At 38.4% G+C, this 24,644-nt stretch carries 27 protein-coding genes; 15 read left to right on the forward strand and 12 right to left on the reverse strand.

Translation table 11 applies throughout. The annotated features are described in order from the left end of the window. Window positions 1-3: 3 nt before the first annotated feature. Both QPK98_RS07585 and QPK98_RS07590 read right to left on the reverse strand, forming a co-directional pair. Window positions 4-1,104 (reverse strand): DUF3667 domain-containing protein, encoded by a 1,101-nt coding sequence (locus QPK98_RS07585; RefSeq protein WP_310992540.1) that lies wholly within the window; start codon window positions 1,102-1,104, stop codon window positions 4-6. 282 nt (window positions 1,105-1,386) lie between these two features. Continuing rightward, window positions 1,387-2,637 carry a type IX secretion system plug protein gene (locus QPK98_RS07590; RefSeq protein ID WP_310992542.1) on the reverse strand — a complete coding sequence of 417 codons (1,251 nt, stop codon included), beginning with the start codon at window positions 2,635-2,637 and terminating at the stop codon, window positions 1,387-1,389. Between the two features lie 437 nt (window positions 2,638-3,074). Here QPK98_RS07590 and QPK98_RS07595 point away from each other — a divergent pair, with 437 nt between their 5' ends. The 9 genes from QPK98_RS07595 to QPK98_RS07635 all read left to right on the forward strand — a co-directional run bounded on the left by QPK98_RS07595 (window position 3,075) and on the right by QPK98_RS07635 (window position 11,047). Beyond that, window positions 3,075-4,427, forward strand: a complete 1,353-nt coding sequence (locus QPK98_RS07595; RefSeq protein WP_310992543.1) for a Na(+)-translocating NADH-quinone reductase subunit A — start codon at window positions 3,075-3,077, stop codon at window positions 4,425-4,427. Between the two features lie 35 nt (window positions 4,428-4,462). Beyond that, on the forward strand, window positions 4,463-5,662 hold the full coding sequence (locus QPK98_RS07600) for an NADH:ubiquinone reductase (Na(+)-transporting) subunit B (protein ID WP_310992544.1): 1,200 nt from the start codon (window positions 4,463-4,465) through the stop codon (window positions 5,660-5,662). 2 nt (window positions 5,663-5,664) lie between these two features. Then, window positions 5,665-6,414 (forward strand): Na(+)-translocating NADH-quinone reductase subunit C, encoded by a 750-nt coding sequence (locus QPK98_RS07605; protein ID WP_310992546.1) that lies wholly within the window; start codon window positions 5,665-5,667, stop codon window positions 6,412-6,414. Between the two features lie 3 nt (window positions 6,415-6,417). Further along, window positions 6,418-7,062, forward strand: a complete 645-nt coding sequence (locus QPK98_RS07610; protein WP_310992547.1) for an NADH:ubiquinone reductase (Na(+)-transporting) subunit D — start codon at window positions 6,418-6,420, stop codon at window positions 7,060-7,062. A gap of 52 nt (window positions 7,063-7,114) precedes the next feature. After that, window positions 7,115-7,486 (forward strand): four helix bundle protein, encoded by a 372-nt coding sequence (locus tag QPK98_RS07615; RefSeq protein WP_310992549.1) that lies wholly within the window; start codon window positions 7,115-7,117, stop codon window positions 7,484-7,486. A gap of 34 nt (window positions 7,487-7,520) precedes the next feature. Beyond that, the gene (gene nqrE, locus QPK98_RS07620) at window positions 7,521-8,261 is read left to right on the forward strand and encodes an NADH:ubiquinone reductase (Na(+)-transporting) subunit E (RefSeq protein ID WP_310992550.1); all 741 of its coding nucleotides are present in this window, start codon (window positions 7,521-7,523) and stop codon (window positions 8,259-8,261) included. Between the two features lies 1 nt (window position 8,262). Next, window positions 8,263-9,573, forward strand: coding sequence for an NADH:ubiquinone reductase (Na(+)-transporting) subunit F (gene nqrF / locus QPK98_RS07625; protein ID WP_310992552.1), 1,311 nt, complete (start codon window positions 8,263-8,265; stop codon window positions 9,571-9,573). Between the two features lie 107 nt (window positions 9,574-9,680). After that, window positions 9,681-10,043: a DUF8840 domain-containing protein gene (locus QPK98_RS07630; RefSeq protein ID WP_310992554.1), complete on the forward strand. Its 363-nt coding sequence runs from the start codon at window positions 9,681-9,683 to the stop codon at window positions 10,041-10,043. Further along, the gene (locus QPK98_RS07635; protein ID WP_310992556.1) at window positions 10,040-11,047 is read left to right on the forward strand and encodes an FAD:protein FMN transferase; all 1,008 of its coding nucleotides are present in this window, start codon (window positions 10,040-10,042) and stop codon (window positions 11,045-11,047) included. Before QPK98_RS07630 ends, QPK98_RS07635 begins: the two co-directional genes overlap by 4 nt. 43 nt (window positions 11,048-11,090) lie before the next feature. Here the strand turns inward: QPK98_RS07635 and QPK98_RS07640 are convergent, their stop codons facing one another. The 7 genes from QPK98_RS07640 to QPK98_RS07670 form a co-directional block, all read right to left on the reverse strand. Continuing rightward, on the reverse strand, window positions 11,091-11,855 hold the full coding sequence (locus QPK98_RS07640; protein WP_310992558.1) for a class I SAM-dependent methyltransferase: 765 nt from the start codon (window positions 11,853-11,855) through the stop codon (window positions 11,091-11,093). A 91-nt stretch (window positions 11,856-11,946) separates the two neighbouring features. Then, the gene (gene map / locus QPK98_RS07645) at window positions 11,947-12,753 is read right to left on the reverse strand and encodes a type I methionyl aminopeptidase (RefSeq protein ID WP_310992559.1); all 807 of its coding nucleotides are present in this window, start codon (window positions 12,751-12,753) and stop codon (window positions 11,947-11,949) included. 9 nt (window positions 12,754-12,762) lie between these two features. Beyond that, window positions 12,763-13,170 carry a BT0820 family HAD-type phosphatase gene (locus QPK98_RS07650; RefSeq protein WP_310992560.1) on the reverse strand — a complete coding sequence of 136 codons (408 nt, stop codon included), beginning with the start codon at window positions 13,168-13,170 and terminating at the stop codon, window positions 12,763-12,765. A 52-nt stretch (window positions 13,171-13,222) separates the two neighbouring features. Next, window positions 13,223-13,813, reverse strand: a complete 591-nt coding sequence (locus QPK98_RS07655; protein ID WP_310992561.1) for a thioredoxin family protein — start codon at window positions 13,811-13,813, stop codon at window positions 13,223-13,225. A gap of 15 nt (window positions 13,814-13,828) precedes the next feature. Beyond that, complete coding sequence (locus tag QPK98_RS07660) at window positions 13,829-14,260, reverse strand: DoxX family protein (protein WP_310992562.1); 432 nt, start codon at window positions 14,258-14,260, stop codon at window positions 13,829-13,831. Between the two features lie 55 nt (window positions 14,261-14,315). Next, a complete protein-coding gene (gene gpmI, locus QPK98_RS07665) occupies window positions 14,316-15,833 on the reverse strand; it encodes a 2,3-bisphosphoglycerate-independent phosphoglycerate mutase (protein ID WP_310992564.1) in 1,518 nt (505 codons plus the stop codon). A gap of 164 nt (window positions 15,834-15,997) precedes the next feature. Further along, complete coding sequence (locus tag QPK98_RS07670) at window positions 15,998-16,744, reverse strand: M15 family metallopeptidase (protein WP_310992565.1); 747 nt, start codon at window positions 16,742-16,744, stop codon at window positions 15,998-16,000. Window positions 16,745-16,781: 37 nt separating this feature from the next. On the opposite strand from QPK98_RS07670, the gene QPK98_RS07675 reads away from it, so the two are divergent. Beyond that, window positions 16,782-17,228 carry a GNAT family N-acetyltransferase gene (locus QPK98_RS07675; RefSeq protein WP_310992566.1) on the forward strand — a complete coding sequence of 149 codons (447 nt, stop codon included), beginning with the start codon at window positions 16,782-16,784 and terminating at the stop codon, window positions 17,226-17,228. A 57-nt stretch (window positions 17,229-17,285) separates the two neighbouring features. Here QPK98_RS07675 and pepE read toward each other — a convergent pair whose 3' ends face one another. Continuing rightward, window positions 17,286-17,993, reverse strand: coding sequence for a dipeptidase PepE (gene pepE, locus QPK98_RS07680; RefSeq protein ID WP_310992568.1), 708 nt, complete (start codon window positions 17,991-17,993; stop codon window positions 17,286-17,288). A gap of 89 nt (window positions 17,994-18,082) precedes the next feature. Here pepE and QPK98_RS07685 point away from each other — a divergent pair, with 89 nt between their 5' ends. The 5 genes from QPK98_RS07685 (at window position 18,083) to QPK98_RS07705 (ending at window position 22,762) form a co-directional block, all read left to right on the forward strand. Next, window positions 18,083-18,901: a carboxypeptidase-like regulatory domain-containing protein gene (locus tag QPK98_RS07685; RefSeq protein WP_310992570.1), complete on the forward strand. Its 819-nt coding sequence runs from the start codon at window positions 18,083-18,085 to the stop codon at window positions 18,899-18,901. A gap of 107 nt (window positions 18,902-19,008) precedes the next feature. Beyond that, window positions 19,009-19,509, forward strand: coding sequence for a DUF6702 family protein (locus QPK98_RS07690; RefSeq protein WP_310992572.1), 501 nt, complete (start codon window positions 19,009-19,011; stop codon window positions 19,507-19,509). Between the two features lie 19 nt (window positions 19,510-19,528). After that, entirely contained in the window at window positions 19,529-21,835 is a 2,307-nt protein-coding gene (locus QPK98_RS07695) for a M1 family metallopeptidase (RefSeq protein ID WP_310992573.1), read from the forward strand. Window positions 21,836-21,992: 157 nt separating this feature from the next. Then, window positions 21,993-22,310, forward strand: a complete 318-nt coding sequence (locus QPK98_RS07700) for a hypothetical protein (RefSeq protein WP_310992575.1) — start codon at window positions 21,993-21,995, stop codon at window positions 22,308-22,310. A 164-nt stretch (window positions 22,311-22,474) separates the two neighbouring features. Continuing rightward, window positions 22,475-22,762 (forward strand): twin-arginine translocase TatA/TatE family subunit, encoded by a 288-nt coding sequence (locus QPK98_RS07705; protein ID WP_310992577.1) that lies wholly within the window; start codon window positions 22,475-22,477, stop codon window positions 22,760-22,762. Between the two features lie 26 nt (window positions 22,763-22,788). Here QPK98_RS07705 and QPK98_RS07710 read toward each other — a convergent pair whose 3' ends face one another. Both QPK98_RS07710 and QPK98_RS07715 read right to left on the reverse strand, forming a co-directional pair. Next, the gene (locus QPK98_RS07710) at window positions 22,789-23,430 is read right to left on the reverse strand and encodes an O-methyltransferase (protein WP_310992578.1); all 642 of its coding nucleotides are present in this window, start codon (window positions 23,428-23,430) and stop codon (window positions 22,789-22,791) included. A 16-nt stretch (window positions 23,431-23,446) separates the two neighbouring features. Next, entirely contained in the window at window positions 23,447-24,535 is a 1,089-nt protein-coding gene (locus QPK98_RS07715; protein WP_310992579.1) for an amidohydrolase family protein, read from the reverse strand. Between the last annotated feature and the right edge of the window lie 109 nt (window positions 24,536-24,644).

Genomic DNA, 24,644 nt, shown 5'->3' on the forward strand with positions numbered 1-24,644 from the left:
TTGCTAATATATTGCCGCGCTAGCTGCTACAAAAATACCAATTGCACCAATGAAGCTAACGAAAAATACAATATTTAAAAATACAAATTTAAATAATGTGCGCCACTTTCCTTGTTCATAAAATTTCCGAAGTGCCAGATAAAAATATAATGGGCCTAGTATTACAAACAGCAATACTTGAAAAAAATCAAAGCCCACTAATATTTCTGGTATTTTAAAAATTAACATTGTTAAAAATATAAAGCTGAAAATATGGAAGACGAAAATAATGTGTTCCATATACGTGTATTTTTTTCGGGAATAGGATAACCAAAAGAAAAAAGCAAAGACAGGGGTGAAAAAGAATAGGAAAAAAGGAAGCTTTGCGATAACGTAATTTACAAAGTCTTCTGTATTATGGGTTATTTTATAAAGTGAAATTGCACGCGAATAGACCCATCGATTTTTAAAGTTGTCAGGATGTTCTAGACTATCTAAGGCGGCGCGGGTGGCTTCTATTTTATTGCGGTAATAATAGGCGCTGTAGAGTGCGCTTCGTTTGCTGTAGCTTTCAAGAAACGGTAAGGTGTCTAGCAATTTTTCTGAATAATAATAGTTTATGCCCAACGTCTTTGCTTTCAGCGTGTCTCCATGCGAAGGTTTTGAAAATGTTGAAGGGGGATTGTCAATAAATAGCGAATCAATTAAAGTTTGGGTTGGCGATTCGTTTGTGGGTTTATAATTTATGAGTTGCGCTTGATCTGGCGGTACGATAAACCCAGCAAAACTTTCCAGTAAAAAATATATAATTGAAACACTTAAGAAAAATCGAAACGGATTGGCGTATTTTAATCGTTGTCCGGCAACGTAGTTTTTGGTAATTACACCGGGGCGAAACAAAAGATCCTTTAGGGTGCAGCGCAGTCGTGAGTCGTAAACCAGTATACTGCTTAAAAACTCTGAAAAAAAATCTTTTGCCGAAAGTTGCTTATCGCTGTTAATCTGTGAGCAGGATGGGCAATACGCATCGCTTCTATCCAGCGGATGTCCGCAGTTTAAACACTTGGTTCCGCGGTATCGCAAGGATTTTCTTCCGCTTTGGTTGGTTCTTTTTTTTCGCTTCATCACCTACGAAAATATGTTAGCTTTTAATCATGCCAGGTTTTTATTTTTTTTTAGTAGTGTCCGATTAAAATAATTAAAAAATCACTTGTTTCAACAATAGTAAGCTTTTAGAGTAATATTTAAATATAACACCTTGCTATTGAGATTCCAATAAAGGATAAACATTTTAAAAATATGTATAACGGAATTAACCTAATTATCAATACTTTACAATTCTAGTCGTACGTCGTTAGTCATTTTGCGAAGCGGTCGTATATCTTTGTCGGACACTAATGAATTTTTTTAATTATTAGAAATATTTGTTGAGTTAGCATGGCCTGTACCAATAATGCGGTCGTATCTTCCGCCTAATTCACGAAAGTAAACCACTACGGTATAATCGTTTTCAGTTTCCCAAAAATCGCCGCTTACGGCACCGCCATCTATGCTTCCATCTCTATTTACAACTACATATTTATAATCGTAAAAGCCTTGTTTAAACAGGCGGCTGTTTCTGTAGCTGTCACTTTGGGGGTCATACTCCATATAAGTGCTTCCATCAATGGTCCAATTATTAAAATTCCCATAGAGATGTAGCTCTTTGTCGCCAAGATCGTCGAAGTACTGAAGGTTAAAGTGCATACGCACATATTCGGCCTCAATATTTTGCTTTTGGGCATCTACGTTCCGAACCACATAGTTTCCGTTGATGTCTGGGTTATAGGTGTAAGGCCTGTCGTACCTTGCTATATTGGTAAAAAGGTAGTTTTCATAAACATCTGTCAATGCAATGGAACGTACGCCGTTGGTTGCAGAGCGTTCGTCTTTGTTGTCAAAAGAAAGGAACTCATTGCCGCCACCAAAAGAGGCTTCTTTGTCGTATTTGTAAATTAATTCGTTGCCCATGGTGTACTGCGGAACCAAATCTGTAATTGCAGTTTTAAGATTGCTGTTTTGAAGCACAAGGGTTTTTACGGTTTGTTTAGGATTTACCAACAGCAGGTTTGGTGAATTTACCGAGAATTGCACCACCTGCTTTTCCTTGATTAGGCTTAGGTCTCGAGACCGTTTTATCTCAACCCCTACCGTCGCAATGTTTTCAACTACTAAGAATTTTCGTGTGAAAATAAGTTCGTCATATTTATCGTAAATGCTTAAAATATAGTTTCCGCTCTTTTTAATACGGCGTGTATCTCTATTGGGGATGGTAAGTTGATAGTTTGAAAATATTTGAAGTGTATTCAATGAGTTTTCATAATTCTGAATACGCATTTCATCAAAACCATCTAAGTATTCACTTTTTGAAAGATCGCTAGGGGTCCAGTCGAAATTATGATGGGTAATTGCGTAATAATAATCATCTTCTTGTCCGTTTAATACGTCAAAAGACAATTGAAGCCGCTCCCCAAGCCGGATAACAGGAAGTTGGCTTTGGTCTGTGGAACCCTTAAATTGAATGGTGCTAATGTATGAAGGTTCAATTTTTTCAACTTGTGCAAAGGTGCTACAAGCGATAAGTATTGAAAATAGTAGGATAAAGTGTGATTTTAACATGAGGTGATTTTAGAAAGGCTAAGATAATAAATTTTGTGCCTTTTGCTTAAAGCCGTTTCTTTTCTTTAGTCTATGCGTTTTATCAATTTAGTGAAGGTTATTATTTAGCTTCCTATTAATAATCTATTTGAAGATCATTTCGTTAGGCGTTTTATTGGTTGCTATTGTGTAGTTTTAAATTTACATTTCAGATAAAAAAAATAGGCATTGTTACCTTCTTATTAATCTAGATTTCTAACAAAGAGGATTTTAAAAATAATGTGTTTGCTGAATAAAAAGTTAAAGAAACGCCATTCAGCCATTTTTTAACAAAGAAAATTATAAGCTTTTGTTGTGCAATGCTGGTTTAAATTTATAAATTTGCACGCCCATAATCCCCAGTGATACTTTTCAAGGGAATTTAGGGTGTTAAAAAGACATTATTAATATCCATATTTATGTCCAAAGACATTAAAATTAAAAAAGGTCTTACCATCAATTTAAAGGGCGAAGCGGAGAAAACGCTATCAAGCGCACCTCGATCGAGAACTTTTGCTATTAGACCTTCAGACTTTCATCTTGTAACGCCTAAAATGGTGGTTAAGGAAGGTGGAAAATTTCAAGCGGGTGAAACTATTTTTTACTCGAAAAGCAATGAACTTGTAAAGTTTGTCTCGCCAGTTAGTGGTACGCTTACCAAAATTGAGCGCGGTGCAAAACGAGTAATCACTAAGATTCTTATTGAAGCCGATGCGGAAGACACATTTAAGGATTTTGGCGTAATGAGTCCAACTTCTTCTAGCGCCGAGGCTATAAAAGGCCGTCTGCTAGAATCTGGTTGTTGGCCGTTCATTATGCAGCGTCCTTATGCTGTTATCGCTGATACCAAGCAAGAGCCAAGAGATATTTTTATTTCGGCCCTTAGTACTGCGCCTTTGGCAAATGACTATGACTTTTCACTACATGGGAAGGAAAAGGAATTGCAGGCTGCGGTAACTGCGCTTAGTAAGCTTACGTCTGGACAGGTGCACGTTGGAGTAGGGAAAAACGGAAGCTCTCCTTTTAAAGGATTGAAAGATGTTGCGCTGCACAATGTTTCTGGGCCGCATCCAGCTGGAAACGTAGGGACTCAGATTAATAAAATCAGTCCGGTTAATAAAAGTGAAATTGTATGGACTGTTGCTGCTCAAGATCTTGTGATTATAGGTGAATTACTACTTACAGGGAAGTTTAATGCAGAGCGAGTTATTGCGCTTTCCGGTTCAGAGGTAGAAACGCCAAAATACTACAGAACAAGAATAGGAGCTGAGGCTTCAACCTTTTTATATGATTCTGGTATAAAAAACGACAACGTTCGCGTAATTAGTGGCGATGTGCTTACCGGAACAAAAATATCGCCTAAAGGGCATTTAGGGTATTATAGCAATACCGTAAGTGTTATTCCGGAAGGAGACGATTACGAACTTTTTGGATGGAATAAACCAGTGTTTGATAAGATCTCTACTTCAAGAGCACTGACTTTTTCTTGGTTAACCCCAAATAAAAAATACGACCTAGACACCAATACCAACGGAGAGCATAGAGCTTTTGTGGTAACTGGTATTTATGAAAATGTTTTTCCTTTAGATATGTATCCGTTGCAAATGCTGAAATCCTGTATGGTTCAGGACTTGGATCAAATGGAGGCTTTGGGAATGTATGAAGTGGCGCCAGAAGACTTTGCATTAACAGAATTTGTTTGTGTAAGTAAACAGCCGCATCAGCAGATTATTAGAAACGGTCTCGATTTAATGTATAAAGAAATTGGATAATTATTCATTTTGAAAAAATGAAAAATACGTAGTATATGGGATTGAAACAAAATTTACATAAGCTAAAGGAAAAATACAGAGGTACCAAGATGGCTCCGGCCTTCAATGCGTTGCATACCTTTTTGTATATGCCTAATGAAACCACTCATTCTGGCTCGCACGTTCGTGCAGTAGATGATTTAAAGCGAACCATGAACACGGTGATTATGGCGCTTGTTCCTTGTTTGATTTTTGGTATTTTCAATGCAGGGTATCAGCACTATGCAGCTATAGATGGAGCCTTAAGAATGGATCCGCTAGGTAATTTCTTTACTTGGGATAACTTTACGCTTGGTGCCATGAAGGTTCTGCCGTTGGTTATTGTTTCCTATGGAGTAGGGCTTTTAATAGAATTTATCTTTGCAATTATCAACAAACACGAAGTGGAAGAAGGTTATTTGGTAACGGGAATGCTCGTGCCGCTTATTGTACCTATAGATATTCCACTTTGGATGTTGTCAGTTGCTGTGATATTTGGCGTTGTAATTGGGAAAGAAGTTTTTGGAGGTACAGGAATGAATATCCTTAATCCAGCACTTACCATTCGTGCCTTTTTATTCTTCGCTTATCCTACATGGATGAGTGGTGATAAGGTATGGGTACAAGGAGCAAAAGAAATGGCGGGGCAACCTGATGCTATTTCTGGAGAAACTATTTTAGGGAGCTTAGCTCAAAATCACGAACCTATTTACAGTGTTTGGGATAGCTTTTGGGGCTTTATTCCAGGGTCTGTTGGCGAGACATCTACGTTTCTAATTCTTTTAGGGGCGGTGTTCTTAATCTACACCAAGATTGCCAGTTGGAGAATCATGCTCTCCGCAGTGCTTGGAGCTTTAGCAATGGGGCTTATATTTAACGGTGTTGTAAATGCAGGATGGATTCAAGAAGGCAGTAGTTTTTATGGCCTTATGAACGAAACGTTCTGGCATCATTTAGTAATTGGTGGGTTGGCCTTTGGTATTGTCTATATGGCTACAGATCCGGTTACTGGTTCGCAAACTAATAAAGGTAAATGGTGGTACGGTTTTTTAATCGGGTTTATCTCGGTGTTGATTCGCGTATTTAACCCAGCTTATCCAGAAGGGGTGATGCTTGCAATACTGTTAATGAACGTATTTGCACCAACAATAGACCACTATGTGGTACAAGGAAATATTAAGAAGAGAATGAAACGTTTAAAAGTTAAAACAGCGTAATCATGGCAAAATATACAGATAAAAACTCCTACACCATTATCTTTTCAGTGATTATGGTAATTGTAGTTGGATCGCTTTTGGCCGGAGTTGCTCAAGGACTAAAAAGTAAGATCACCCTTAACGAACGTTTTGAGAAAATGCAAAACATTCTTTATGCTATGGGTATTAATGATAATGAAGGAGATGGTGACATTGAATTTATTTCTACCGCAAAAGTTGAAGAGGCCTTTGCTGCTAATATTACAAAGCAATTGGTTATTCAAGGAGATGAGGTTACTGAAGATCCCGAAGCCTTTTTGATAGATATCAAAAAAGAAGAAGCAAAAGCTAAAAATCCAGATTACCAACGCCGATTACCCTTGTTTATTGGTGATAAAGATGGCGAAACGCTATATATTCTACCAATGAGAGGTAAAGGACTATGGGATGCTATATGGGGCTTTGTTGCAATAGATAAGTCATTTGTTGTTCACGGTGTGTTTTTTGATCATGCCGGGGAAACACCTGGTCTAGGAGCCGAAATTAAGCAACGCTACTTTATGGATGACTTTGAAGGTGAAGAGTTAATGAGCGGAGACGCATTTAAAGGCATTACTGTAGCTAAAGGTAATAACGACCCAATAAATGAAAATAAAACAGATAATAAGGTTGATGCAATTGCTGGCGCAACGATCACTGGAGATGGAGTTACGGCGATGATTAAAAAGGATGTGAGATTGTACTTACCTTATTTAAAATCTTTAAATCAATAGAATATGGCACTTCTTTCAAAAAAAGATAGCAAGTTAATTTTAGACCCATTAGCAGATAACAACCCAATTACCATTCAGGTTTTGGGAATTTGCTCGGCTTTGGCTATTACAGCACAATTAAAAGCTTCTATTGTGATGGCTATTTCGGTTATTGCTGTAATGGCTATTGGAAACGTAGTGATTTCCTTAATGCGAAATGTCATCCCTTCTAAAATTAGGATTATAGTTCAGTTAATTGTTGTTGCCTCTTTGGTGATTATCGTTGACCAGGTTTTAAAGGCTTTTGCCTACGAACTAAGTAAGGAGCTTTCAGTATTTATTGGGCTTATCATTACAAACTGTATTATTATGGGGCGTTTTGAAGCCTTTGCATTAGCAAATGGACCTTGGCGTTCGCTATTAGATGGTATCGGGAATGCTGCAGGTTATGGAGTGATTCTTGTAATCGTTGGATTCTTTAGAGAACTACTGGGCTCAGGAACACTCCTAGGAATACAAGTTTTGGGCGATCCAATTGCTAAAACCGGACTTTATGCTATCGGGTATGAAAACAACGGGTTTATGTTGCTTTCACCAATGGCTTTGATTGTTATCGGGATTATTATTTGGGTGCAACGCTCTAGAAATAAAGAATTAATTGAAGAATAAATAAGGTTACAGTAATCAGTACGCTGTAATCAGTAACTAGAATATTGAAACGATGAAATTTCAGGATTTATTTGCTTTTCAGAAATCATTTTCATTAGCTATGGACATTTTTGAAGTTTCAAAATCATTTCCTAAAGAGGAAAAATTTTCATTGACCGATCAAGTGCGAAGGTCATCAAGAGCGGTTTCGGTTGCTATTGCAGAGTCTTATGGAAAACGAAAATACCCAAAACATTTCATAAGTAAGCTAACAGATAGCGATTCTGAAAACTTAGAAACACAAGCATGGTTAAAGTTTGCTTTGGCATGTGAATATATAACTGAAGTTGAACATAACGAACTAATTATAAAGAGTGAAGAAGTAGGAAGATTATTAAATTATATGATGAATAATCCCGAAAAATTTGGAGTAGCCTCTAACTAATTACTGACTACTGAATCACTGAATTACTGAACAAATGGAACACGTAGAGTTATTTTTTAAATCGATATTTATTGACAACATGGTATTCGCCACTTTCCTTGGAATGTGTTCGTACCTTGCTGTTTCTAAAAAAGTATCAACTGCTGTTGGTCTTGGAGCTGCGGTTATTTTCGTACTTGCGGTTACCGTGCCAATTAACTGGCTGTTGGATCAATACATCTTAAGAGATGGTGCACTGGCTTGGTTAGGACCGGAATATGCGTCTTATGACCTAGGATTTCTTTCTTTTATTCTTTTTATTGCAACAATCGCCACCATGGTGCAATTGGTAGAAATTGTGGTTGAAAAATTTTCACCCGCACTCTATAACTCATTAGGGATATTTCTTCCCCTAATTGCGGTAAACTGTGCAATTTTAGGTGGATCGCTATTTATGCAGTCTAGAGAAATTGAAACATTAGGTTTAGCCCTAAATTATGGCATTAGCTCTGGAATTGGCTGGTTTTTGGCAATCTTAGCTATTGCTGCAATACGTGAAAAAATTAGATACTCCAACGTTCCGGCACCGTTACGCGGTCTGGGAATAACATTTATTATTACCGGCTTGATGGCAATTGGCTTTATGAGTTTCGGAGGAATGTTGACAGGTGGTGATGATGAATCTACGTCATCAGAAGAACAACCTGAAAACATTGGAGTACAGAAACAAGATAATCAAAACGAAAATACTGAAACCGAGCAAACGGTTAAAGTTTCAACAATAACGAAGCAATAGTATGTTTTTAGCAGTAAGTACATTAGGAGTTATTATAGTAACGGTTATAGCATTTTTAGTTTTAACCCTTTTATTGGTAGCATTATTACTTTTTACAAAACAAAAACTTTCACCGTCTGGTCCGGTAAAAATTACCATTAATGACGAAAAAGTACTTGAAGTAGAAAGTGGAGGAACGCTTTTATCCACCTTAGGAGGTGAAAAAATATTTTTGCCATCTGCTTGTGGTGGTGGTGGAACTTGTATTCAGTGCGAATGTCATGTTCTTGAAGGTGGCGGGGAAGCCCTTCCAACCGAAACCCCACACTTTACACGTAAAGAATTAAAGGATGGTATTCGTCTTTCTTGTCAGGTTAAGGTAAAGCAAGACATGAATATTCAAATTCCTGAAGAAATCTTCGGAATTAAAAAATGGGACGCTACCGTGGTAAGAAACTATAACGTAGCCTCGTTTATTAAGGAGTTTGTAGTTGAAATTCCAGAAGATATGAACTATAAGGCTGGTGGTTATATCCAAATTGAAATCCCGCCATGCGAGATTAAGTTTGAAGATATGGATATTACCGCGCATCCTGAAGAACATGAAACACCAGATAAATTTCAAGACGAGTGGGATAAATTTAAACTATGGCCATTGGTAATGAAAAATACCGAAGTTGTAGAACGTGCCTACTCCATGGCTTCTTACCCAGCTGAAGGGCGTGAAATTATGCTTAATGTTCGTATTGCAACCCCACCGTTTGATCGAGCAAAAGGAGGCTGGATGAATGTAAACCCAGGTATTGCATCTTCTTATATCTTTAATTGTAAAAAAGGCGATAAGGTTGTTATCTCCGGTCCTTATGGCGAATTCTTTATCAACCCTTCCGAAGCAGAAATGCTTTACGTGGGTGGTGGAGCAGGAATGGCACCAATGCGATCGCACTTATACCACCTTTTCAAAACCCTAAAAACAGGAAGAAAAGTGACCTATTGGTACGGTGGACGTTCAAAAAGAGAGCTTTTCTATCTTGAGCACTTTAGAGAATTGGAGAGAGAATTTCCAAACTTTAAATTCTATTTGGCCTTGAGTGAGCCAGCTGAAGAAGATAACTGGAAAGTTAAAAAAGATATTCACGACGAAGAAGGAGATGGCTTTGTAGGCTTTATCCACCAAGTAGTGATTGATAATTACCTAGACCTTCACGAGGCACCAGAAGATATTGAATTGTATTTCTGTGGCCCACCATTGATGAACTCTGCAGTTCAAAAAATGGGCGAAGACTACGGAATCCCAGATGAGAATATTCGTTTTGATGATTTTGGAGGATAATTGTCAAATTCAAATTATTAAAAAGCCGTTTCATTTCTATGAAGCGGTTTTTTTATAGATAGAAATGTCGCCGATAAGCGCTAAAAGCCTTAATTTTGAAATTGATTATGGAGAAAAAACTTACTGAGCAGGAATTGCACAACCTGGCAATGAACATTGTAGGAAAAGAACTGCAAGCCGACGGCTTTGAATTTCTTGGGGTTAATTCAGAACTAAAGAAAGACCCTCAATTTGTGGCCCTAAAAGACAAAGAGCTACATTTTGTGATAGTACGGGCCGTAAGCTACCCAGATGATGCCCATACCTATGATTCAGCTTTAATGAAAACCATCAAGGATCATGCTGATAAATTCGAAGCCAAAACCTACTATGCCGGCGTTGGCCTAGGGCACGGTAGTGATTATGGGAAACCTGTTTTAAAAGATGAAGACTATACCTTAGTTTATAAAGGTCTTCAAGAAATTTTATGAAGAAACTACTATTTATTCCTTTTGTATTCCTTTTTCTATTTTGTACAGAAAAAGAACCTACCCCAATCTATCTCCAAGGCGATGCTTTTGGTACTACATATCACATTCAGCTTTTCGCAAAAAAGGATGCTAGCTTCCAAAAGGGGTTGGATTCGGTGATAGCCGCCGTTAACCATTCGGTGAGCACCTATATACCGAGTAGCGATATTTCTAAAGTGAATAGGGGAGACTCCACCCTTGTGGTCGATTCAATTTTTACGGAGGTTTTTGATATTTCTTCTGAAATCCATAAACAAACGAAGGGGTATTTTGACCCTACTGTTGGTGCCTTGCGTAATGCATACGGTTTTGGTGATGTTAAGCCCTTAAAGAAAATTGATAGCACCACCTTAGATTCTTTGATGGAGTATGTGGGGTTTCATAAAGTGAAACGAAACAAAGATGGTACAATTTCAAAAGAACACCCACAGATTTATTTCGATTTTAATGCCGTTGCAAAAGGTTATGGCATTGACTGTCTAGGCCGTTACCTGGAATCTGTTGGCGTAACGGATTATTTAATTGAATTGGGTGGCGAAATTTTGGCAAAGGGCGAAAACCTTTCAAAACATAAGCAGTGGGTAGCAGGTATAGAAACCATTGACTCAGAACTGGGCGACAGAAATTTTGGAGCCTCGGTAAAACTTAAAAATGTGGGAATGGCATCATCAGGTAATTATCGCAAATTCAGAATAGATTCGGCAACCGGAAAAAAGTATGTACACACGCTAAACCCCTTAACCGGTTCGGCAGAACAGAGCGACGTTACCAGTGCCACTGTTTTGGCACCTACCTGCGCTGAAGCAGATGCTTATGCAACTTCATTTATGGCATTGGGTTTAGAAAGGTCTAAAACATTACTGAATGAGCTCGCAGATGTAGAAGCCTATTTAACTTATGCAGATAGCTTAAGCCAAGATCAAGTTTTTATTACCGAAGGTTTTAAACGGGCAATGCCAGAATAAACATTATTTCTACAATTGGTTTTCTATAAACTTAGACCTGTCTCTAAGCCTCTTCCTTTTTACACACAGGAATCAACTCTCCTAGCGGAAGTCTATACTTTTCAACCGCTGCTGCGGTAATCCTATTGGTGTAATCTACAGCTTCTACTTTAAAACCGATTGATTCAAGCTTTGTAAAATAATCCATTCCATAGACACGAACGTGGTCATATTGTCCAAAAATTTGAGCGCGTTCTTTAGGATCGGTAATGCTGTTGTCTTCAAACGTGGTTTTTAAATTGGCTTTATACGGAATTTGTAAAATAGCAGTGCCTCCGGGAGCTAGTATCCGGAAAATTTCCTGCATGGCTTTGGTGTCGTCTTGAATATGCTCTAATACGTGATTACAGATTATAAAATCAAACGAATTCGCCTTAAAGGGTAAGTCGCATATATCGGCTTTTACATCCGCAATTGGCGAGTTAAGATCTGTAGTGGTGTAATCTAGATTTTCCATTTTCCGAAACCTTTTATAAAAAGCCTGTTCTGGAGCAAAGTGAAGTACTTTTAGGTTTTCCGTAAAGAAATTGGTTTCGTTCTTTAAGTAAAGCCACAATAATCGGTGTCGCTCTAATGAAAGTGTGCCAGGAGCAAGAACGTTTTCACGCACAGTTTCATAGCCATAAGGTAGAAACTTTCGATAAGATTTACCGTTTATAGGATCTGTGAATTTATTACCTTTCAAAAAAAAAGCAAATACAGGACGTGCCAAATAACTCAATCTAATGAGCAACGGGCGTGGGATTATATTTAGTATTTTCTTGAACAAGGTTTAAAAATCAAGTTAACAAATACTTTGTGTGTGAATTCGCAGTTTAATTTTAAACTGTAATGAAATTTAGGGTGCGGAAGTAAAAAATTTATTGATTTCTAAACTCTTTCTCTTCATCGCTAGTAATCCCGAGCGCTTCATAAACATAATCAAAAGTAGAGAGTAATTCTGGTTTGCCATCTACTAAGGCCAGATCGTGTTCAAAATGTGCACTTGGCTGCCCATCTCGCGTTACAATAGTCCAGCCGTCACTCAGTTGTTTAATCTTATGAGTTCCTAAATTTATCATGGGCTCGATGGCAACTGTCATTCCTTCAATAAACTTCTTGCCACGACCGCGACGACCGTAATTTGGCATTTCAGGATCTTCATGCATTTTTGTGCCAATACCGTGCCCAACAAGCTCCCGTACTACGCCGTAACCGTGCGCCTCACAATATTTCTGAATGGCATAGCCCACATCGCCAACCCGATTACCAGACTTAAACTCGCGCATGCCTACGTAAAGTGATTCTTTAGTGATTTTTAGAAGCTTTTTCGTTTCTGGGGCAACTTCGCCTACTTCAAAAGTATAGGCGTGATCGCCGTAAAATCCGTTTTTTATAGCCCCGCAATCTATGGCAACTATATCGCCATCTTTTAAAGGAATATCCGTTGGTAATCCGTGAACCACCGCTTCGTTTACACTTGTAAGTAGGGTAGAAGGGCAATCGTACAAGCCCAGAAAGCCTGGAATTGCATCTTGCGAGCGAATATAGTCTTCTGCGAGTGTATTGAGCTTATTTGGAGTTACACCAACTTTTACTTCTTTTGCAAGCATCCCCAAAGTGCGGGATACCACTAATGCACTTTCGCGCATTAATTCAATTTCTTCTTTTGTCTTAGGTATTATCATAATGCTGTTTTAAAAAGGAAACCATCCTTTTTTCTTGCTTTTACTTTTGCTGGTGGTGGGTTTTTCTCCGCCAATAAGTTCTTGGTATATTTCTCCCCAACTTTTAAGACCGCCAATGTTTCGGTCGTCAATAAAAATATCTGCATTGATCTTTCGGCTGTGGGAGGTGTCAAATTCTTCTCCTGGAAAACTGTTGTTAACGGCGTAGAATTCAATGCCATTGTCTTTACAGAATTGCACCGCTTCTTCTAAAGCATCGCCCTTTCTGTAAGTCCATAATATTAGTCTATGGCCTTTATCTTGAAGCTTTTTTAAAGTGTCAAAAGCAAAAATAATAGGCCTCCCAATACGTGGATAGTTATCCTCTACAATGGTCCCATCAAAATCGACGGCAATGGTTATAGTTTCTCCAATCATCTTATTTTTTTCAAGCTGCAAAATTACAAAGAATTATACCGATGTCAATAGATTATTCGGCGTAAGCGTGCTTGTAGTCTTTTCCGCTTAAAATTGCCAACATATCATCTTCAAGGGTTTCAATGGGGTATTCTACAATTCGGCCTAGCTCCTTGTCGTTTTTTATAAAAATTATTGTTGGTACGTTAATAATATCATAGTCCTTTTCAAAGCCTTGCGGCGTGGTTTTATGGTCTGAAACATTGATTAAGGAAAGTTCAGATTCATCAAAATCCATGTCGTCCAAAATTCGGTATAAATGTGGTACATCGCGTTGACTGTCTGAACACCACGTACCCATAAATACTAGGATGGAAACATCTTCTAGAAGCGGCTTTAGCTGTTCTCCAGTCTCTGGTGCAGTCCTGTAATGACTATACCCCAGATCGTACCAATCTTTAAAAGCTGGCATTTGTAAGCCTTTCCGGTTAGATTTTCCCAAAAGCATTACCGAATCTTCATAAGGTACGGTGTCGTTCATTTTCTCTAAGCCGCTATTTGAAGCGGATACCGTGTTGATAGCTTCATTTGTGTTCGTTTTTTCTTTTGAAGAACCGCAGGCAATTAAAGTAATTGCTGAAATAATAAGAAGTGCTTTTTTCATTTAGGTGAAGTGTTATTAGTTGTTGTTTTTCTGAAGAAGTGAATCAATTTCCAAGTATTTCTCTTTGATAAAACTTATTGCAAACGCAGCTGCAGAAGCGCTAAAAACCGAAAAATCGAAAACGCCTTTAATGCCGGTAGAAAAAGTCATTGATAAGGCAAATACCAATAATAGAATACCGCTTAGCTTTGCAAAAAAATCTGTTTTAAAACCGATGATAAGAAACAGCGCAAAAATAACTTCTGCTGCAGTTGCAACTATAGCAACGATTGGAATAAACGAAACGGGAAACCATGGGTTCAATATTTCGGTGTATTCCAGAAAGCTGTTCCAATCGCCCCATGCCGAAACATCTTTGGGCCATAAACCAAACCTATCGGCAACGGCAGATAGAAACCCTGCAGCAATTGCAAGTCGTAAAAAGAGTTTTATTAACTTTTTGCCCATAATAATTGTTTTTATTCTAACCCGGTTAATTGCTGTTTAGGTGTTCAAAATTGAATCACACTAAAGATTCTTGGGTCATGGCATCAGGCTTTTCAACCCCCATAATGTCTAGAATAGTAGGTGCAATATCGCCCAAAATACCATCTTTAACTGCTTTAATTTCGTTGTCAACCACAAGTATAGGCACGGGATTTATAGTATGTGCCGTATTGGGCGAGCCATCTGGGTTTCGCATGGTTTCGCTATTACCGTGGTCTGCAATTATAATCGTGGCATAATGGCTTTTCAAGGCCTGTTCTACTATGGCACGGGTGCAATTATCAACCGTTTCGCAAGCTTTTACCGCAGCTTCAAAAACACCGGTATGCCCCACCATATCAGGATTTGCAAAATTTAAACAAATAAAATCTGCTGTTTCGTTCTCAATTTCAGGCAAAATCTTGTCCCGAAGGTCGTATGCGCTCATTTCGGGCTTTAAGTCGTATGTGGCTACTTTCGGCGAGGGGCAAAGAATGCGTTTTTCATCCTTAAATGGAATCTCCCTTCCGCCGGAGAAAAAGAAGGTTACATGCGGGTATTTTTCTGTTTCGGCAATGCGAATTTGCTTTTTCCCGTTTAACGCTAACACTTCGCCTAAAGTGTTGTGTAGGTTTTCTTTGTTGTAAACCACTTGAATGTTTTCAAAGGAGTCGTCATAACTGGTAAGAGTGACAAAATACAACGGAAGTTTTTTCATGCCATATTCTTCATGGTCTTTTTGGGTTAAGGCCTCGGTAAGCTGCCTACCCCGATCTGTTCTAAAATTGAAGAAAATCACTACATCGTCTTCGTCAATTGTTGCAACTGGTTTTCCTTGGGCAGTGGTCATGGTGATTGGCTCAAGGAACTCGTCTGTAACTCCTTCAGCATAACTTTCCGCAATGCTCTTAACGGCATTTTTAGAAGGTTTCCCTTTACCAAAACGCAAAAGATCGTATGCTTTTTTTACGCGTTCCCAGCGTTTATCACGATCCATGGCGAAGTAACGACCAATGACTGAAGCCAGCTTCGCACCTGTTTTTTCCATATGCGCTTGTAGGTCCTCAATAAAGCTTTTTCCCGAATGCGGATCTACATCGCGGCCATCGGTAAAAGCGTGAACAAAAACTTGATCCAAACCTTCTTTTTGGGCTGCTGAAAGTAATCCTTTTAAATGCTCAATATGCGAATGCACCCCACCGTTGGAAACCAGGCCCAAAAAATGCACTTTCTTATTGTTGGCTTTAGCATGTTTAAAAGCTTTTTGAAGTTCGGGCTCATTGTTGATTGTACCTTTTTCTACAGCCATGTTTATTTTGGCAAGATCTTGATATACAATTCGCCCCGCGCCTAGGTTCATGTGGCCTACTTCGCTGTTACCCATTTGTCCGTCGGGCAACCCAACATTCATGCCGTGGGTAAGCAACTCTGCGTGCGGGTATTTTTTGTAAAGTGAATCTATAAACGGCGTTTTGGCTTGGGCGACCGCAGAAACACTATGGTTTTGCGTAACTCCCCAACCGTCTAGGATCATTAGGAGGACTTTTTTGTTCATTGTGTAAAGATACGAAGGGTTTAGGAATTTTGTGTTTAAGGTTTTGAAGAATATTTTTTTAAAAAACGCGCAAAGACAATTTGCAGGGGCGACACACGGGGGACGATTCACTCACAGGGACAATTTGTAGGGACAACTCACGAGTTGTCCCTACTGGAATAAATTTATGGAATCAATTTTGGGTTTATATCCAGAATGTTTTCATTTATATATTTCTCAACAAAGGCTTCAGAAAAATGTTCGTTTCCTATTAATTTTTCTTCAGAAAGCATTTTTTTTACATCAATTTTCGCTTGGTATTCCTGCAGCATAGGGATAGAAACTGGGGCGTAACTAAAATGCCAAGGCTCGTACTTAAAGCCTTTTCGGTTGCCGTTGTCTGTGTACACTTCATAGAACCCAAATTTTTCAGCATTTGCATTTAACCATTCCTTAAAACCGCAATACGGTCCGTTTCCATGATAATTTTCAGGCATCAGTACATTTGCAGGTCGCGGTGCATTGGCGTCTATTAAATCTAAATCTGTACCCCAATGATGCCGCGAAGTTCCGGGAATAGTAGAGTATTCTATAATTTTCTCAATCGCTTTTTCAGGTGTAAGGCCTTGCTTGGTAAAGCGTTTGTATTTGCCTTCAAATATTTGTTTTTGCCGATTAAAACTTCGGTAGGCAGAAACTACTTCAATGTTTATGTTTTCCTTTGCCGCGGCGGCCTTCATTTGGTTGAAGGCTTCCTTGGCAGTTTTATTCATTTTAGACGTATAGCTATTGCCAATAATATCTGGGTTTCCTTTCCCCAGAAGTTGATTTCGGGTAAATTCTTCTGAAAAAGTATTAAAAGAAAAATGTGGAAAAACTGCTAAACTTAGTCCGGCGAGACCAGAAATTTTAATAAATTCGTTGCGCTTCATTTTAATTAAATTATGAAGATTTAAAATTACCATTAATTTGAAAGATAACGCCATTTCAATCCGTATTATTGAAACAAAGGATATTTTTAGTATTCTTCCGTTAATTCAAAAACTAGGAAACCATACGGTTCCGGAAGAAATTCTAAAAGAGCGATTTCAAGAAATGACCCAGCAAAACCATGAATGCCTTGGCGTTTATGATGCCGATGCCTTAATAGGTGTTTGCGGGCTGTGGTTTCAAACCCGCCATTATGCAGGCAGAAGTCTTGAAATGGATCATGTTATTATTGACGATGCCTACCGAAGCCACGGGATAGGTAAAATGATGATTGAATATGTTAGCGGCTATGCCCGAAAAAAATCTTGTAATTGGATTGAGCTAAACAGCTATGTGCATAATTTTCCCTCCCATAAGTTTTTTTATAACCAAGGCTTTGTGGCAAAGGGATATCACTTTGTAAAAGAATTATCCCGTCCTTCCTAATAGATTATCCGGACTTCCTAAAAGTGAAGGTAGTACGTGTTTTTTATATACGTATTATTAAAAAAGTGTGTTGAGTACCGTATTGGTTTCAACTTCATAAGGTTTTTTACCCTGCTCAAAAATACGGGCTTCTAGCTCACCTTTTAAAATAACTTCATCTCCCTTTACACGGAGCCAACTTCCTTCGCGCAGCCCTACAACAGGGATTGTGTTTTGAGTGTGAAATTCGCCAATTCGGGTTTCACGTGTTTCGCCCATGTGTTTGCTTCCTGGATCTGGATCTAAATAATGTGGATTTATATTAAACGGAATTGCTCCTAAAGTCTTAAACGAAGGTGGATAGACAATGGGCATATCATTGGTAGTTTGCATAGATACGCCGCAAATATTACTACCTGCGCTTGTCCCCATATAAGGCAATCCGTTAAAAATAGCTTCACGAAGCGGTTGCATTAATTCCAAACGGTAAAGCTGCCGAACCAACACAAAGGTATTGCCGCCACCGGTAAAAACTCCTTTTGCACTTTTTAGGGCCGCTAAAGGATCGGAAAAAGTGTGGAGTCCCGTTAGTTTTTTGTCAATTTTATTAAATGCTTGCGCTGCTTTCGCGGTGTATTCGTCATGGATTATACCGCCCGGTCTGGCAAAGGGAACAAAGATAACCTCTTCAGTATCTTTAAAAAGCTCGGCCATTTCATCTAATATGTACTCCAAATATTCTCTGCCGTAAACGGTGCTCGTGCTTGCTGCTAATAAGTTTTTCATTTTCGCTGTATTTTCAAAAGTGTAAACTTAATCATTGAAATTGTAAATTTTAGGCTTATAATCACAAAACAAATCTGTATTTTTATTGAATGACAAAAAAACTACTCCTTCTATTATTTATCGCTGTTTCTCCAATGCTATTGGCGCAGGATATAGACCGTACAAAGATTCTTGGAAAAATACATGTGCCACAGGGCGAAGACGCCGAAGGCATTTCTGTATATAATATTTCGTCTCAACAAGGAACAATTACTGATGCCAATGGTAGCTTTACAATTGATATTGCTGAAAATGACCGATTGCAAATAACAGCACTTCAATACCAATCTTTCACGGTTAGTGTGAATAGAGGGATTATTGAACGGAAACTTATCAATATTTTTCTAAACCCCGCCGTAAACCAATTAGAAGAGGTTGTAGTTAGACCTTACGACTTATCTGGAAATATAAATGTTGATGTAAAAAAGATACCGTCTTATAGTGTGGCTACTGATTGGGATCTGAGTTATGGAAACCTAGAATATGGGTATAACTTTAAGCCAGATGATAAAACAGCCATTTCTGGCAATGCCGCCGAAGAAGCCCTACATTCCAACGCTCTAAAAAACGGAGCTGATGTTCTGGCGATTTTAGGTGGTGTTGGGCAGTTACTTTTTCCGAAGGGAAAGAAAATTACCGTTGCAGAACGCGAACGGAACCAAGCTTTGGTAAGCAATAATATCCAACAACGTTTCAGTAAAGATTTTATAGCTGACAATTTTGATATTGCCGAAAACAAAGCAGTAGATTTTCTATTTTATGCTCAAGAAAACGGTCTTAATGAAGATTTATTGAAACCGGAAAATGAAATGGAATTAATGGAGTTTCTTATCAAAAAAAGTAAGGAATATAAAGAACGCGGCAAGTAAAGTTTTTTATAAAAGTAACTTTTATGATAAGGGCACACATGAAGTTTTCAATAAAAGCAACAAAATTAAAAGATTAGTACCCTACCTTTGTTCTTTCTGTATTTAGTATGAGGCAATTAAGCATTCTTATTTTACTACTTGTATTTCCCTTTGTTTCGGCTACTTCGGCACATAAATTTTACGTAAGTATTACTAAAATTGAATATGTTAAGGAAAAGAGCGCTATTCAGGTAATCGCTAAGATCTTTACAGATGATATGGAGGATGCACTTCAGTTAAAATACGACCCTTCTATTTCGCTCGATACCAAAAAAGAAACTAAAGCTGCCAATGCAGATTTACAGCGATACCTGTTGCAAAAAATTAAGATTAAAGTGAATGGGAAGCCTGTTCAGCTTCAGTATATAGGAAAAGAATACGAAACCGATATGGTTGTAGCCTATATGGAAGTTACCAATGTGATGGACTTAAAAACAATTGAAATTGAAAATAAGGTTTTGATGGAAGTGTTTTCCGAGCAAAAAAATATCGTTCACTTTAAAACATCAGAAAACCGCCGAAGCTTGATTCTAGATAGAGACGAACCAAGGGGCAGTTTAAACTTTTAAACCCATAAATTTTTTTGAAATGAAATTAATAAAGCTATTATTTCTCTCCACACTTTTCCTTTTTTCAGGAATTGTATTCGCGCAAGATGATTCTAATTCAGAAAAAAGAGCACCGGGACATTATAATACCAATCGGTTTAAGCAAATGTATGAAGAGTTTTCAACTCCAAACATGTTCAGGACGGCCAGTGGTGCGCCAGGGCCAAACTATTATCAGCAGCAGGCCGATTATGTTATGGACATTGAGTTGGACGATAAAAACAAGAAGATTATTGGCTCTGAAACCATAACCTATACTAACAATTCGCCAGATGTTTTGGAGTATCTGTGGGTGCAACTTGATCAAAATGTGCGCGCTAAAGATTCTAAGTCGCCATTAATTGAGACCTCACATGCGGCTCCTACCGAAATGGCGGGAAGTTTTGTGAAAAATTATATGGAAGATGGTTTTGATGGTGGTTTCAATATTACCGAAGTAAAAGATGAAAATGGAGCGGCTTTACCACACATGATAAACCAAACGATGATGCGGATTGATATGCCGAAAAACTTAAACCCAGGGGAAGAATTCGTCTTTTCAATTAAATGGTGGTACAACATAAACGATCACGTTGTGGGCCGTGGTAGAAGCGGGTACGAAACTTTTGAGGATGGCAATCGCGGTTATGTTATTGCGCAGTTTTATCCAAGAATGGCGGTTTATAATGATGTTGAAGGCTGGCAAAACAGTCAGTTTTGGGGTAGAGATGAGTTTGCTTTGCCTTTTGGAGATTTTGATGTGAATATAACCGTGCCTTCAGACCATATTCTTGACGCAACTGGTTCTCTTCAAAATAGGAAAGAGATATTTTCGAAGGAAATGATGGATCGTTATGATGCAGCGCAAAAATCATTTGATAAACCGGTTATGATTGTAACCCAGACTGAAGCCGAAGCAGCGGCAAAAAACTTTTCCAAAGCTAAAAGAACCTGGAAGTTTAAAGCTGAGAATGTTCGCGATTACGCTTTTGCCAGTTCCCGAAAATACATATGGGATATGATGGCGGTAAAAATGGGTTCGGGTTCGGTTATGGCAGTTTCCTTGTACCCGCCAGAATCTAATCCTCTGTGGGAAGACTGGTCCACTCGAACCGTTGCAAGCACCTTGGAAACCTATTCTAGAATGACTTTTGAATATCCATACCCTAAAGCTATTTCGGTTAGTGCAAAGAATCAAGGAATGGAATATCCAATGATCTGCTGGAACCATGGAAGACCTGATAAGGATGGCTATATAAGTGACAGAACAAAATTTGGAATGATAAGCGTGATAGTCCATGAGGTAGGACATAACTACTTCCCGATGATCGTGAATAGCGATGAAAGACAATGGACATGGATGGATGAAGGTTTAAATACATTCTTACAATACGTAGCCGAACAGGATTTTGGAGAAACCTATCCCGAGGCTATCGGCCCCAATAAAAAATATCCGTCGCGTAGAGGGCCGGCCAAGAATATTGTGGATTATATGGCAGGCGATCAAGGTACAATGGCTCCCATTATGACCAAAGGCCTAAACACCTATAATTTTGGCGCAAATGCGTATGCAAAACCTGCAACGGCTTTAAATATTTTACGTGAAACTATTATGGGGCGCGAACTTTTCGACTTCGCTTTTAAAACTTATTCGCATCGCTGGATGTTTAAACACCCAACTCCAGAAGATTTTTTCAGAACTATGGAAGATGCCTCGGCAGTAGATCTAGATTGGTATTGGCGCGAGTGGTTTTATACCACAGACTATGTAGATATTGGTGTTAAGGATGTGAAAAAGTTTTATGTAACCTCAAAAATGAACAAGGAAGTTCAAAAAATGTTGGAAGATCGTGGTATTCAAGAAAGCGATTTGCCACCAATGGTGTATATGGTTGAAGAAGGTAGTGAAGATTTTGATGAGCGCGAATTGACGTCAAAGCTAGACGAAATACAGACCTTAAAGGAATATATAAACGAAAATATTCCCCCTGAAGAACGGGCAAACTTAAAGCATCCTAATTATTTTTATAAAGTGAGCTTTGAAAAACCTGGAGGAATCCCAATGCCAATAATTGCGCAATACAACTATAAAGACGGAACATCTGAGCGGATTGTTTATCCAGCCCAGATATGGCGAAAAAATGACGAATTGATTAAAAAGGTAATCGCTTCAGAAAAGGAAATTGTAAAGATAGAAGTTGATCCAGATCAAGAAACAGCCGATATTGATACCTCAAACAACTCGTGGCCAAAGCAGAAAGAACTCGGCGCTTTTGAAAAATTTAAGAAGAAAAAGAAAAGCGATTAGATTGAGGTTCTCTTTTCAAATGACTGAGAAAAAATCGTTTACGTTTAGAGTGGCTGATTGTAGTAGCGGCCTCTTTTAATTGTATATATTCCGCTCAGTTTTTATCGCTGTTTTAAGAAAAAATTTTTTAATCGTATTCGGTCTTATCGTTTTAGTAGTGGCGTTTTCAATTTTAAGACCAGTTCCCAAAATACATGAAGATGAGGCTATTATAGAAAAAGGCGTGGTTGTAGCTATCTACGATGACGGAGGAAGTGATATTGTTTTTAAATTGCAGGGTAATGACCGCAGGTTTTATATAAACAGAGGTTTACAAACCGGTTTGAAATTAGAAGGCTTAAAGAAGAAATTAATTGGAAAGGAGGTAACTTTAAAATACCCGAAATACTGGACACCGCTCGATTGGAATAACAAAACGAAACATATTTCAAAAATTGAATTTAAGAAAGAAGTTCTGTTCAACGAATTAAAATAATAACGCAAGGATAATACCTATTGTCAACTGATCATCAGAAAATCTTGTCAGGACAAACCGAGCACTTTTTATCTTTTAGGCACAAAAGTTATGTTAGGACTTCATTTTTAGAAAAACTCACCACTCACCCCTCATAACTCATAACTCATTACTATATTTGCACTATGATTTCACAGGCAATCTTTCTTTTTATTAGCGGTGCCGAAATTGGCTTTGTCCTATTCATCGTGCTTCTTGTTTTTGGTGCAGACAAAGTACCGGAAATAGCGCGTGGTTTGGGTAAAACCATCAGGCAGGTTAAGAATGCCACCAATGATATTAAGTCTGAAATTACAAAAGGTGCCGAAAAACACGGTGTGGACGTTGATATTACCTCTGATGTTCAAAAGCAAATAGACCAAGTAAAAGAAGATGTTGACGAGGTAACCGGCCCAATTAAGCGAAAGTTCTAAACGCCCAAATTTTCAGTAGTAATAAATCACTTCACTCTTGAAATAGTCAATCCATCGCGAATGGGAAGCACAACTGATTCCAGCCTTGGGTGGTTGTTTAGCATTTCATTATACTGAAGAAGCGCTCTCGTGTCCATATCATCGCCTTTTACAGTTTCCACGACTTTTCCGCTCCAAAGAACATTATCACTTAAAATTACTGATCCACTTTTTAGCTTTGGAAGAATCATCTCAAGGTAATTGGGATAATTAAATTTATCGGCATCAATAAAAACCAAATCAAAAAATATATCCATTTTTGGGATTAGCTCCATTGCATTACCCAAATGCTGGACAATTTGCTGCCCGTAATTTGATTTGTCAAAATACTTTCGTTGAAAATCGTAGAGCTCTTCATTGACATCAATGGTATGGAGCTCGCCACTTTCCTGCATGCCTTCTGCCAAACACAAGGCAGAATACCCAGTGTACGTACCAATTTCTAGTATGTATTTGGGTTGAATTAACTTTGACAACATACTTAAAATCCTTCCTTGTAAATGGCCGCTTAACATTCTTGGGGCCAATACTTTTTGCCAAGTCTCCCGATTTAAATCTTGTAACAATTCAGGTTCGGCTTGCGAGTGTTGCTCAACGTAATCGTTTAATTTTTCAGGAAGAAAATCCATTTTTATAAATTGGGTTTTATTTTTTGTTGAGGATTCTATCAATTAGTTTTTTCTTAGCGGCTTTATCATCACCACACAGCCATTGGATTACATTGTCTTCCCACATAGCATCAGACTGTACTTCGGTAATAATATTTTGTTCTACCGCAAGATCTAATATCTTTCCAGGATAGGAAGATTGTACGGCACTTTCCATTTCTCCTAACGGATACGGATCATCTAGCCCAACCAGCACTTGCTCTGCACCTTGGTTTTTTACTACTAACTCTAAGGATCCCGTGTCGTGTACTAAGGTGTCAAAAAATATATTTTTATGGCCAACAGATCTTCTCGGGTGGGTTTTTCCTTCAAATAGGTCTGGGCGGCCGTCAAAACCTTGTATTCTTCTTCCTAAATTTATCTGTGCCAATTGTCCACCGTGCGCAAAGCAGGTACGCATATTTGGGTACTTGTCCGCATAGCCGTTCAGGGTTAGAAAATGATACGCATCTGCACATTGTGCTAACATCCAGATTAAATGAAAACGCCAAGCGGTATTTTCAAGTTTTATAAATTTTTCACCATCGTATGGATGGATTTCTACTGCTAGATTATACTTTGAAGCCAGTTCAAAAATAGGTTCGTTCTCTTCGTCAAAAATACAACGCCAGGTACCAATGGTATCCATATAATGTGTGGGTAAACACAGTAATTGTAGCCCCAACTCTTCTACACAGCGCTCAATTTCCCAAAGTGCACTTCTAACAAAACCGGGGTGTACCACAAAGCCACAGGTGAATTTTGAAGGGTTGTCGTGTTGAACTTTTGCGTTAAAATCATTTTGAAATCGAAGCGCTTTCTTCATCTCCTCAACGCGAAGTCCATTTCCATATAACTGTGAAAGGTTAAGAACAACGGCATGGTCAATGTTATAACGCTCCATCCATTCTAGTTTCTCATCTAAGAAAAAACTGGAATCGGTAACAGGTCGGCTCCAATCTTTTTGAAGCATATACTTTCTATCTTTATCTACCCAAAAAATTCCCTTGTCCTGCATAAACTGTGGAATGTCTTCAGGGTAGGGGAGTAGGTGGGAGTGACCATTAATGCGAAGTTTTCTTTTCATAATTATATTCCGCAAAGGCGGGGATCTCTTTAATTAATACTTTGAGGTTAAAGTTACAAATTTCACTAATCTAGACCTACAATGATTTGAAAACCTTACGGAAGTAGGC

Source organism: Aequorivita marina (assembly GCF_031631895.2).
Classification (GTDB): Bacteria; Bacteroidota; Bacteroidia; order Flavobacteriales; family Flavobacteriaceae; genus Aequorivita; species Aequorivita marina.

Excerpts from the sequence above, each read along its gene's own strand:
- QPK98_RS07585 (WP_310992540.1), bottom strand. The coding sequence starts at position 1,104 with ATGAAGCGAAAAAAAAGAACCAACCAAAGCGGAAGAAAATCCTTGCGA.
- QPK98_RS07590 (WP_310992542.1), bottom strand. The coding sequence starts at position 2,637 with ATGTTAAAATCACACTTTATCCTACTATTTTCAATACTTATCGCTTGT.
- QPK98_RS07595 (WP_310992543.1), top strand. The coding sequence starts at position 3,075 with ATGTCCAAAGACATTAAAATTAAAAAAGGTCTTACCATCAATTTAAAG.
- QPK98_RS07600 (WP_310992544.1), top strand. The coding sequence starts at position 4,463 with ATGGGATTGAAACAAAATTTACATAAGCTAAAGGAAAAATACAGAGGT.
- QPK98_RS07605 (WP_310992546.1), top strand. The coding sequence starts at position 5,665 with ATGGCAAAATATACAGATAAAAACTCCTACACCATTATCTTTTCAGTG.
- QPK98_RS07610 (WP_310992547.1), top strand. The coding sequence starts at position 6,418 with ATGGCACTTCTTTCAAAAAAAGATAGCAAGTTAATTTTAGACCCATTA.
- QPK98_RS07615 (WP_310992549.1), top strand. The coding sequence starts at position 7,115 with ATGAAATTTCAGGATTTATTTGCTTTTCAGAAATCATTTTCATTAGCT.
- nqrE (WP_310992550.1), top strand. The coding sequence starts at position 7,521 with ATGGAACACGTAGAGTTATTTTTTAAATCGATATTTATTGACAACATG.
- nqrF (WP_310992552.1), top strand. The coding sequence starts at position 8,263 with ATGTTTTTAGCAGTAAGTACATTAGGAGTTATTATAGTAACGGTTATA.
- QPK98_RS07630 (WP_310992554.1), top strand. The coding sequence starts at position 9,681 with ATGGAGAAAAAACTTACTGAGCAGGAATTGCACAACCTGGCAATGAAC.
- QPK98_RS07635 (WP_310992556.1), top strand. The coding sequence starts at position 10,040 with ATGAAGAAACTACTATTTATTCCTTTTGTATTCCTTTTTCTATTTTGT.
- map (WP_310992559.1), bottom strand. The coding sequence starts at position 12,753 with ATGATAATACCTAAGACAAAAGAAGAAATTGAATTAATGCGCGAAAGT.
- QPK98_RS07650 (WP_310992560.1), bottom strand. The coding sequence starts at position 13,170 with ATGATTGGAGAAACTATAACCATTGCCGTCGATTTTGATGGGACCATT.
- QPK98_RS07655 (WP_310992561.1), bottom strand. The coding sequence starts at position 13,813 with ATGAAAAAAGCACTTCTTATTATTTCAGCAATTACTTTAATTGCCTGC.
- QPK98_RS07660 (WP_310992562.1), bottom strand. The coding sequence starts at position 14,260 with ATGGGCAAAAAGTTAATAAAACTCTTTTTACGACTTGCAATTGCTGCA.
- gpmI (WP_310992564.1), bottom strand. The coding sequence starts at position 15,833 with ATGAACAAAAAAGTCCTCCTAATGATCCTAGACGGTTGGGGAGTTACG.
- QPK98_RS07670 (WP_310992565.1), bottom strand. The coding sequence starts at position 16,744 with ATGAAGCGCAACGAATTTATTAAAATTTCTGGTCTCGCCGGACTAAGT.
- pepE (WP_310992568.1), bottom strand. The coding sequence starts at position 17,993 with ATGAAAAACTTATTAGCAGCAAGCACGAGCACCGTTTACGGCAGAGAA.
- QPK98_RS07685 (WP_310992570.1), top strand. The coding sequence starts at position 18,083 with ATGACAAAAAAACTACTCCTTCTATTATTTATCGCTGTTTCTCCAATG.
- QPK98_RS07690 (WP_310992572.1), top strand. The coding sequence starts at position 19,009 with ATGAGGCAATTAAGCATTCTTATTTTACTACTTGTATTTCCCTTTGTT.
- QPK98_RS07695 (WP_310992573.1), top strand. The coding sequence starts at position 19,529 with ATGAAATTAATAAAGCTATTATTTCTCTCCACACTTTTCCTTTTTTCA.
- QPK98_RS07705 (WP_310992577.1), top strand. The coding sequence starts at position 22,475 with ATGATTTCACAGGCAATCTTTCTTTTTATTAGCGGTGCCGAAATTGGC.
- QPK98_RS07710 (WP_310992578.1), bottom strand. The coding sequence starts at position 23,430 with ATGGATTTTCTTCCTGAAAAATTAAACGATTACGTTGAGCAACACTCG.
- QPK98_RS07715 (WP_310992579.1), bottom strand. The coding sequence starts at position 24,535 with ATGAAAAGAAAACTTCGCATTAATGGTCACTCCCACCTACTCCCCTAC.